The sequence below is a fragment of the Novosphingobium sp. genome (assembly GCF_032093395.1).
Lineage (GTDB): Bacteria > Pseudomonadota > Alphaproteobacteria > Sphingomonadales > Sphingomonadaceae > Novosphingobium.
Window position 1 is genome coordinate 1 of the sequence record NZ_DAMDBA010000071.1, and the last position, 9,883, is coordinate 9,883.

General features: G+C 64.0%; 7 protein-coding genes. All 7 read right to left on the bottom strand.

What is annotated here, in order from left to right:
* Positions 1-81: 81 nt before the first annotated feature.
* Positions 82-2,925 carry a TonB-dependent receptor gene (locus tag RT424_RS18990; protein WP_313441413.1) on the bottom strand — a complete coding sequence of 948 codons (2,844 nt, stop codon included), beginning with the start codon at positions 2,923-2,925 and terminating at the stop codon, positions 82-84.
* 153 nt (positions 2,926-3,078) lie between these two features.
* On the bottom strand, positions 3,079-4,062 hold the full coding sequence (locus RT424_RS18995) for a FecR family protein (RefSeq protein WP_313441416.1): 984 nt from the start codon (positions 4,060-4,062) through the stop codon (positions 3,079-3,081).
* 123 nt (positions 4,063-4,185) lie between these two features.
* Positions 4,186-4,719: a sigma-70 family RNA polymerase sigma factor gene (locus RT424_RS19000; protein ID WP_313441419.1), complete on the bottom strand. Its 534-nt coding sequence runs from the start codon at positions 4,717-4,719 to the stop codon at positions 4,186-4,188.
* Between the two features lie 125 nt (positions 4,720-4,844).
* Complete coding sequence (locus RT424_RS19005) at positions 4,845-5,579, bottom strand: energy transducer TonB (protein WP_313441421.1); 735 nt, start codon at positions 5,577-5,579, stop codon at positions 4,845-4,847.
* Positions 5,576-5,998: a YbaN family protein gene (locus tag RT424_RS19010; RefSeq protein WP_313441423.1), complete on the bottom strand. Its 423-nt coding sequence runs from the start codon at positions 5,996-5,998 to the stop codon at positions 5,576-5,578. Before RT424_RS19010 ends, RT424_RS19005 begins: the two co-directional genes overlap by 4 nt.
* Positions 5,982-6,575, bottom strand: a complete 594-nt coding sequence (locus RT424_RS19015) for a biliverdin-producing heme oxygenase (protein ID WP_313441424.1) — start codon at positions 6,573-6,575, stop codon at positions 5,982-5,984. Before RT424_RS19015 ends, RT424_RS19010 begins: the two co-directional genes overlap by 17 nt.
* Before the next feature lie 11 nt (positions 6,576-6,586).
* Positions 6,587-9,883 (bottom strand): TonB-dependent receptor domain-containing protein (locus tag RT424_RS19020; RefSeq protein ID WP_313441425.1); only part of this gene is annotated, 3,297 nt, incomplete at its 5' end.

A 9,883-nucleotide genomic window follows, 5' to 3' on the forward strand; every position in this document is an offset into this window, starting at 1 on the left:
GACCCGACGCCTCGGCCGCGATCACGCAGGCCGCAGCGCCGATCAGCGCCCGGCTTACCAGCTTTCCGGGTTCGAAACGCATCAGTAGCGATAGGTCAGACCGAACCACACCGATCGCCCGTACTGATAGGGCTGTTCGGTCGATCTGCTGTTCGGAGACGGCATCCTGTCGAGCAGGTTCGCAACGCGCGCTTCCAGCGTCAGCCCGCCAATCGGCGCGCGGATTACTTCGAACTGGGCATTGAGATTGGCGTCGATGGACTTGGGATAGGCCACATGATCGTAAAGTTCATAAGTGACGCCGTCGATGGTCGTGCTGTCGTTCGTGGTTTCGATGCGCGTGTAGCCGTTTCGGTAGCGCACATTGACGTTGGTCGTCAGTCGATCGTCCAGCCACCGCGCGGTCCAGGAGGCGTTGACGATCAACGGAGCGGCCATCTGGGCGCGCTGGTTCATCTCCGCGACGTCGGCGGCGGAGAGAACCTGGCCGTCGAGCGCGATCATGGTGTCGTCAAGAATGTCGTCGGCGTTGGAGAAATAGTCCAGGTTGCTCGATACCGTCTTCGAGATGTTGGCATTGACGGCGATCGAATGCTTGCCGAAGCTCCGGCTCCACTCGATCGAAGCGCCCTTGTAGGAGCTGGATCCATCGTTGGTGAGCACGTGATTGGTGTAGGTACCGGTATTCCCATTCTCCAGCGTGGTCGTCAGACGCTCGCCGGGCGATCGCATGAATTCGTCCTTGGACTCGCGGTAGATGCCCTTTATCCGAAGACTTCCGCCCAGGATCCCGGCCGATAGTGCTGCCGACAACTCGTCCGAGAACGGAGTCTTCAGGTTGCTGCCGGAATAGCTGGTCGAACGGTTGGTGGACGAGAGATACCAGTCGCTGTCGGAATAGACGTGCATGCCGCCGCTCACCGTCGCCACACGCTTGTAGGCGTAATTGTCGGGGTACTGCGATCGCAACGCGTAGGACAGCATCGAACGGCCGTAATAGCGATTGGCGCCAAGCGTCACGCTCCACCCGGTCCAGGGCAGTTCGTAAGTCGCCGAAAGACGCGGCGCGAAGTTGTGGTTGCCGAGGAAGCTTTCGTAGTCGTGACGCAGTCCGACACGCGCGGAAAGACGCCCGAAGCTCACTGCATATTCGGCCCAGCTCGCAACGCTATCGAGGCGGACCTGTGCAGTATAGGCGGCGTAGCGATTGGCCGAAGTCAGCGCGTACTCACCCGTCACGCAGGTCATGCTGTCTCCATCGGCGCAGACGATCGTGCCGGCATTGGCGCGCGAGGTGCCCGTCGTGTAGCTCCAGTTCTCCTCGGGCCGGCTGCGCATGGCGTCGATGTGCTGATAATCGAACCCCGCCGAGAGCGTCCCAGGGCCAAGATCGCGCGACCAGCGTCCGGACAGACCGTAATTGTCCTGCGTCTGATTGAGCACGCCATAGCCGCCCCGGGTGCAGTTGGTGGACGAGCAGACGCCCCCGTTCGTCGTCCAGGAGGGAATGATGTAGCGGATCGGCTCCGCATCGCGCCCCGTGTCGCTGTGCGAATAGGTTGCCGTGAGGGTCCAGTCGGAACTGCCGGAATGGGCCAGCTCCATCTTTCCGGTGATGCCGCCGCCGTTCGAAGTGACCATGTTCTCGACCGCGTTCTCGTCGGAGTATTCGCTGCTGTAGGGCGAATAGACGAACTGGCCGGTGAGCTTCAGATCCGCCGAAAGGTCGGCATCGAACTTGGCGAGCACGTTGTCGCTGACGCTGCTCTGGCCGAACCTGGTTCGGTCGTAGCTCTCGTTGCGCTGGTAGGTCACGTTCGCGCGCGACCGATTGTAGGCGACCAGCAGGCCGATGTCGGGCGAGACCGGAACGTCCACGGTGACGCCGTAGCGCCACTTCTCGAACGCGGGCTTCTCCGGCATCTCCTCGCCTTCCAGCGCTTCGCGCGAGGGATCGGAGACCTTGTAGTTGGTGAGGGCGTCGGACGTGTAAGACACCGAACCGGTGACGCCCCATTCCCGTCTGGGCGCGCGGGTCTTGATGTCCAGCGCGCCGCCGGTGAAGCGGCCATATTGCGCCGAGACATTGGAATCGCGCACCGTCATCTCACCGATGAGGTTGCTGTCCACCCAGATCGATTCCGCGCTGGCGCCAGACAGTTCGTAAGGGCTTCCCGGTGTGTTTTGCGTGGTATCCACCCGCGCATTCACGTCGATCCCATCGAGGGTGATGAGATTGTCGTAATAACGACCGCCGGAAATCGAGATATCGGAGGGCCGCAGGTCCAGGATGTCCTCGCGCGTGGCAAGGCCTTCGTCGTTCGAGAACTGGACGGTGGGCAGGATCTTGAGCAACTGGTTCGCATCGCCCGAACCGGGCGCGCGGGCGCGGACGTCCTTCTCGCCTATGGTGCTTTCACCGGACTTGCTGCCGGTTCCCATCGCATAAGTATCACTCGCGCCCTCCCCATCGGCGACGACTTCGGGAAGCACTTGCGCGGCAGTTTCCCCTTCGGCGGATACCGCAGGTGCGCCGGGCTCGGAAAACGAGGCGGAGAGCACGTTACGGCCGGCAATCTCGGCCAACGGCTCCAGAGCCACGGTGCGGTCGTCGATCCAGCGCCAGGCGAGACCGGTGCCCGACAACATGACGCCCAATGCTTCCGATGTCTCGAAATCGCCGCTGACTGCTGCTGCGGCACGATCCGTCACAAGCCCGCCTTCGGCAGTGATCTGGACACCGGATTGGCGGTTGAACTGCGCGATGGCGCGAAGCAGCGGCTGCGCCGGGATTTCGAAGCGATGCACTGCAATGTTCTGAGCTGCGGCCGAGGCGAGCGTTCCCGTCACGGCCATTGCCGAAGTCGCCAGGAGCGCGGCAGCCGTGATGGCCCGCTTCGTTCTCCTGTAGCTCACTGCATGCATCGATCGAAACTCCTTGAAACGGCTCCGATGCTATTGCGACGCAGGCGCAAAGATCGGTCGGTCAAAGTGAGACGACCGGCACCCCCGGTTTTTCAAAAAGATTTCGCGTGAGCCGGAATTTTTTGGAAAACGATGTTGGAAGCGCCGATCTGCTCATGAGATCACGATCAGCCACGGCGTGATGGGCCGCACCTTGCCGCCGGCACGCTCGACGATGGCGGCCAGCGCGTTTTCAGGATCGCGCGCGTTGTAGACGCCATCGACCCGCCCCTTGCCGAGCGCGCGGTTCAGCAGGACGATGCGCCCGCGAAACCACGGGCGCAGTTCGTCGATGACGTCTTCGATCGGGCGATCATGGGCGATTATCGCGCCCTCCCGCCATAGGCCGAGCAAAGCCGGATCGCTCGCGCCATTCTCGATAGTGTGTGCTTCGCCGATCCGGACCCATTGGCCTGGCGACAGTTCATGCGCGGCGCCTTCCCCCTCGACCGCCACCCTTACGCGCCCGCGCTTGAGCGAAACCGCGGTTGCACTGCCGACCAGGCGGACGTCGAAGCTCGTTCCCAATACGGTGGTCTGCACTTTGCCGGCCCTGACACGGAATGGTGCTGCGGGGTTGTGCTCGACGTCGAACCAGGCCTCGCCCGCCAGCAGCCGAACGGAACGCGCGTCTGCGCGGTAATCGACGGCCAGCGCGCTGCCCGGGCCCATCTGGACCGTGCTGCCGTCCGCCAGCGCCACACTGCGCAGTTCTCCAGGCGCCGTCACATAGTCGGACTGGACGTGCAGCAGCGCGACGGGCGCCAGCCACAGCGCCAGCGAGGCGGCGATGGCGCCCGCAACGATCCCGCCGGGCCGCACAGGCCCGCCATGGCCAATGCTCCTGAACCGCCAGCCGCGCCGCGCCGGGCGCGACGGCGCAAGACGGTCGGCCTCCCATCGTCCTTCCAGGTTCGGACCGATCTCGGCCATGACGGCAAAGGTTTCCGAGACGGCGACCCATGCACAGACATGGGCGGGATCTAGGTCGAGCCACGCCTCGAAGCGATCACGCAGAGCAACGTTCTCCGGGGCCTCGCGAAGGAGGATGAGCCAGTCGGCAGCCCGTTGCTCCACGGTGCGCTCGCTATCGGGCACGGGCAGACTCCGTTCCGCAACGGAAAGCGGCCCCGAACGACCGGGGCGTTTCACAGGAAATGGGCGCGGAAACCTCATGCAAGTGAGACGCCTCAGCCCAAGGATTTTTCAAGGAAAAGTTTTTCAAGACGGATCGCCCCGGTCTACACCGCACCGCGTCGCGCAGGTTGCAAGGCCATCCGCGATCAGCAAATGGACGAGCGACGTAGAAATTCCAAGTCGATCCGCGATCTCGCGAAGCTTGTAGTCGCCAAGGCGGTACATCTCGATAGCCCTGCGCTGTCGCTCCGGCAAACCCTGGAGCACGCCCATGACGCAGGCCAGATCGCGCCTCACGAACGTCGCCCTTTCCGGATCCGCCTGACCATCGACGACGGTGCGGGCAGCGCTTTCCACATCGCCGCCCATCAACCTGGTTTCGCGGGACCGCCGACGCAGAGCGTCTATCGCCAGGTTGCGGACCGTCGTGCGCAGATAGCCGAGCGGCTCGCGCACGTCCTTGTCGCTGCGCGACGCGAGCGCCAGCCAGGCCTCCTGTACGATGTCTTCGGCCTGTTCGCGATTGCCGATCACCTTGGCAGCATAGTCCACGAGCGCCGGACGTTGCGCCATGTAGGCACGCATCGTCGGCGTCTCGCCTTCAGCTGCTTGCGACATTCGGGTCTTCAACAGGCATCCTTTCGTGCCCGCGAATACCGGAACGATCGACGCGCCATTATTGCGATTCATTCGCATATGCAATGAGGAAGAACGTTCGGTTCAGTCGATCGATACGAGGGTCGTTATCCGAGAGGATGAAGGAAAAATTCAACCGGCACCGAAAGCTCCAACGGATCGGACATATCTTCGGGAATTTCAGGCAGCGGGTGCGCTCGGCGCAGGGTTTCGAGGGCGGCACGGTCGAGCACGGCAGAGCGCGACGAACGCAGGATCGCCGCCGACAGCACCGCCCCTGCCCGGTTCATGCGGAAAACCACATAGGCCACGCCTTCTTCCCTGCGCCCTCGCGCCGCGGACGGATAGCGACGGTATTTCTCCAGGTGGGCAAGCAGCAATGCCTCCCATGTCGCAGCCCTGGCGCTGGATGCCTCCCTGGCCGGCGGAGCCCTCAGGGATTTGGGCGCGGTGGTCTCCGCCACGGGAGGAGCAGGCTTCGCCTCCTCGACCGGCGGCGTGCTGGGAAGCGAAGCCGGAGCAAGACGGGGGATGACGATCTCCGGTGACGGTGGACGTTCCTGCCGCTGCGGCTTCACTTGCGCCTGTTCGACCTGACGCGGCCCTTCCGGAACCTCCTCGACCTGCTCGGAAGGCGCGGCGAGCGGTTGGATAGTCACCGTCACCGGTTCGGACAGCATGGGGGCCGTCCGGACCTTGTGCCAGGCAAACAGCGCAATTCCCAAGCTCAGCGCGCAGAGCGTTCCAGTGCCCAGAACTCCGAACAGCCGCGCGCGCCAGTCCAGTGGGCGATCGCAGTAACGACTTGGGAGGTCGTAGGCGAAAGCGCTATTCGCTATCACCGGCGCATCCCCGGTTCCGGCCGCCGGGCGATCCAGACTGCCCAGAACAGCAGTACCGCTGCAACGAGCAAGGCCAGAGGCAGGCCCGGCTGCACGTGCAATACGAACAGGCCATAGCCGAACGCCATGCCCCCGATGGCCATGAACTTGACATGGCGCGGAACGGCACGCTCATGTCGCCATGCCCGCAGCGGCGGGCCGAAGCGGGCATGGCTCAGCAACCACGCTTCCAGCCTTGGCGACGAACGCGCAAAGCACGGCAATGCCAGCAGCATGAAGTCGACCGTCGGCAGCAGAGGCACCACGATGCCGACGATCCCGATGCCGACCAGCACGAGACCCAGCGTCATCCACGCGGCACGGGCCAAACGCCCGCGCCGCAGGACATCGCCGATCGAGGGGTCAGCCGAGCTGGGCATTGGCCAGCGCTTGCACCCGCGCGAAGGCGGCATTCGCGCCCGCAACGACACGCGCTTCCTCTTCGGTCGTAAGATCCACTGCATCGAGCGCGGCAGTGAACGCGCGCCAATGGGCGGCCGGCCCCTCGGGCGCCGGAGCAAGATGACGGGCGCCATGCGTGTCCGACAGGCCCATTTTGGCAGCTTCCTTGCGCAGCAGCGCTGCTCCCATGTTCGATCCTTCGGCAACGTAGAGCCAGCCCAGCGCCGCAGCCACATCGACTTCGCCGCCTTCTCCGAAGGCCGGCGGTTCGGCAGATTGCGGCAACGACCGTTCGAGATCGCGGAGGTCCGCCGTAATAAGGGGAAGACGCCGCCTTTCCGGCAGTTCGGGAAGCAGCGCCTGAAGCGCCGCATCGCCGTAAAGCGCATCGATCTCGCGATGGAACCGGTACTGCACCAGCACGAAACGGCCATAGCCCTCGATGCTCTCGAACGAGGCTTTCGCCATGATCGAATTGTCCAGCACTTCATGGGTGTCGCGGGTCAGGGCCTTCAGACGCTTGGCGCGCGAAGGGTTGAGCGATGTCGCTGTCATTTCGGGCCCCTTCAGAAACGATAGCTGATGCCGATACGCATCGTGTGCAGATCGCCGCCGGTGCGATTGACCCGGCCATTGACGATGTCGGACGTGCCCTCCCGGTCTTCCCAGCCATAGACCGGGAATGTCCAGACTTCGTCGCCGAAGGGAATATCCTCGTAACCGACGATGACGGTCTCGGTCCAATCCTGGCTGATGCCGGCACGGGCCTTGGAGAACGCAGCCTTCTTCTTGCCGAAGTGCGCGTAATTGTACTCTGCACGCAGCGACCAGTGTGCGCCCAGTGCCCGCTCGATACCGCCACCGACGGTGAAGCCCTTGCGGTTCTTGCTGACCCGCTCTTCGAAGGCGTGTTCGACCAGGCTGCCGATGCCGCCTTCGCCGCCGTCGGACGAGAAGTACTGGTTGCGGGTAGCGGTTTCGCGCAGCCACGCAGCGCCTGCCGTACCGTAAACGAGCGTCCGCCCCAGCGAATAACCCGCCTTGCCGCGCAGGGTGATCATGCGGTTCCAGTCGTAGCGAGTATCGGACTCCAGCTTGCCGTTCTGCTGCAGATACGCGGTATTGCCGCTCTCCTCGGTAATCGCCACCGACGACACGTCGCCCAGATTGCCCGCGCCGATATCCGCCTCGACACCGAGGACGAGATTGTTGGCGAACTGGTAGTTGTACCCCGCATGCAGACCGCCGATGGCATTGCGCATCTTCAGCGAAATACGGCTGTCGTTGGCAAGGTCGGCCGGATTGCCCGCGCTGTCCGTCACCGTGCCCTTGGAGCGCCCCACGCCGTAGCCGATGTCGAAGCCCACGTAGGGCCCGGTCCAGTCGATCTCTTCGGCATTGCCGGAGCCGCTGAACCAGTTGCCCGGCCACGCATCGTCCTTCGCGCCGAACGTGCCGGTGAAGCCGATGCGGAAGGTGCGGCCGGGCGCCGGGACATAGCCCAGGCTCATCGCCTCCACATAATAGCGGTCGGTCACGTTATCGACGCTGAAGTCGACGGAAAGCCCGTCCGTCAGCTTGTATTGCCCGGTCAGGTCCAGCAGCGTGTAGGGATTCCAGGCAATCGCGGAAATCAGCGGCATGTAACCGCTCTGCGGTTTCTCCGCCGAGATCGGGCGCTTGCCGATATAGGTAAAGCGCGCGCCGAGCATCGCCCGATCGTCGAGGAATTTCTGGCTGACCGACAGGTTGGCCGACCATTCGGGCGGAATGTAGTTGGTCGAGTAGTCGGACGCGAGCGAACTGGCGAGGCAGGCGTCGCCGGGGCGGCAGAAGCGGATGCGATCGTACCAGGTCGCGCCCGCATCGAGGCTGAAACCACCGGTGCGGTAGCTCAGACTGCCTTCAAGCCCGCGGAACTGCGCCTGATCGATATTGTACATCTGCATGGCGAAGTATTGGCTGATGTAACGGCGGGCGATGTAGCCCTTGATGTCGTTGTCGAACCACGCCAGCTTCACGCCCAGTTCGTCCTTGTCAGACAGCACTCCGGTGCCGCTGTAGTTCGCGCCATACTCCCAATTGTGCGCGGTTTCCTTGTGAAGGTCCGGGTTGGCGATCATGAAGAAGCCGGTCGTCGCTTCCATCAGCGACGGCAGACGCGCGGCCTGCTTGTAACTGGCGAATATCTGCAAGCCCGCCACGGGCATCACCGCCGCGCCCAGCGAATAGCCGAAGGCATCCTCGCTGCGGTCGAAGATGTCGGTATGGTAGGTGGTGCCGGATTGCCGGTCCTTCAGGTCGTACTTCTGATAGCGGGCACCCGCATCGAGACGCAGCCATGAAACCGGTTCCAGCGCGGATTGCAGGAACAGGCTGAATTCCTTGCGCGTCCCCTCGCGTCCCGGCGGGATGCCTCCGGAAGAAACCCATTTGCCGATCGGCCCGGCCTTTTCGTGCAGGAACGAAGCGCCATAGTCCGCCGAGAACAGGCCCACCGGCGTCAGCGCCCTGCTCGCGTTCGAAAGATCCGCGCCCCAGCTCTCCATCTTGCGCCGCGAGGGATCGGAATTGGCCAGCGAGGGCGCGCTTTCCTTCAGGTCCGACGCCCATCCGTTGAGCTTCAGATCGACGAGATCGCTGTCCGGGTTCCAGGGATAGCGCGCGGTGAACCGGTCCAGGCTGGTCCGCGACAAGACGCTGTTCTGGAAGACCGAGCCCGTCGCACTGCCGAGGGCGCCGGGATAGTTCTCGCCATATGTGTTCCAGTAGCCGCCATAGCCCAGTTCGATGACGTGATCCTCAGCCGGACGCACCGTGACTTTGGCAAGAACGGATTCGGCATCGGTGGAGGTATTATAGACCTCCTCCCCGCCGACAAAGCCCGTCGATCCGTGCTTGTCGTAGAACTGCACCGCGCGGTCGCACAGGGCGGACAGGCGCGTCTCGGGCGTTCCGGCCAGGCAGAGGGCGGAAGGCGTGCCGGTCGCCTCGGGTGCGTACTTGCCGTTGGCGCCTGCGTAGTAATTGCCCGTGCGGCGGAAGGAGTAACCGGCGACCATGTCGATCGCATCACCCTTGCGCGCGAAGACGAGACTTCCGGAGCCACCGGTGGGCGTCAGGAAATCCGGCCGATCGCGCATGCGCGTGGCAGCCAGCGAGTCCCCGTAATACGTGCTCGGTTCCAGCAGCGTGCGGGACATGCTCGAACCCGGCGCCTTGCTGTTGTTGGACAGTGAACCCTTGATGCGGATGCCCATCGTGTCGCCTTCGGGCACGATGTCATCCACGCCGATCGTCGTCATCGAGACCGAGCCGCCGATGCCTCCGGCAATGGCGCTGCCCATCGAGGGGCCTTTCTCGATGGCGACATGGCTAATGAAATCGGGATCCACGAAGCTGCGGTTGCTGACGCCTTGGTAGCCGCGATAGACGGTGGTGCCGTTGATGGCGCCATCCACCGTCACCGGCACGCGGCCCTGTCCCTGAAGTCCGCGGATATTCACGTCCAGACCACCGCTGGTGCGGGCCTCGCCCGAGATCACGCCCGGCGTTCCGCGCAGCATGTCCGCCGGAGAGGTGGCCGGATAGGCCTCCAACGTCTCACGGGTGATGACGTTCATCGAACCGGGGGTTCGGTATACGCCGTCCCTGGTGCCGTCCCACCCGGCAACGCGCCCGTTATCGCCACCGGGCGCGTTTCCCGCCGCTGCCGATCGCACACCCCCTACGCGAAGCGTACCGAGCTGGACCGTACCGTCAGACAGCTCGGGGCCCCGCTCCAACACCACCGAACCGGCAGTCAGATAGCGGAACGTCAGGCCCGTGCCTGCCAGCATCCGCGACAAGGCATCGCCCGCGCT

What these genes read in the sequence shown, in the direction of transcription:
- RT424_RS18990 (WP_313441413.1), bottom strand. Translation starts at nt 2,925, where the DNA reads ATGCATGCAGTGAGCTACAGGAGAACGAAGCGGGCCATCACGGCTGCC.
- RT424_RS19015 (WP_313441424.1), bottom strand. Translation starts at nt 6,575, where the DNA reads ATGACAGCGACATCGCTCAACCCTTCGCGCGCCAAGCGTCTGAAGGCC.
- RT424_RS19010 (WP_313441423.1), bottom strand. Translation starts at nt 5,998, where the DNA reads ATGCCCAGCTCGGCTGACCCCTCGATCGGCGATGTCCTGCGGCGCGGG.
- RT424_RS19000 (WP_313441419.1), bottom strand. Translation starts at nt 4,719, where the DNA reads ATGTCGCAAGCAGCTGAAGGCGAGACGCCGACGATGCGTGCCTACATG.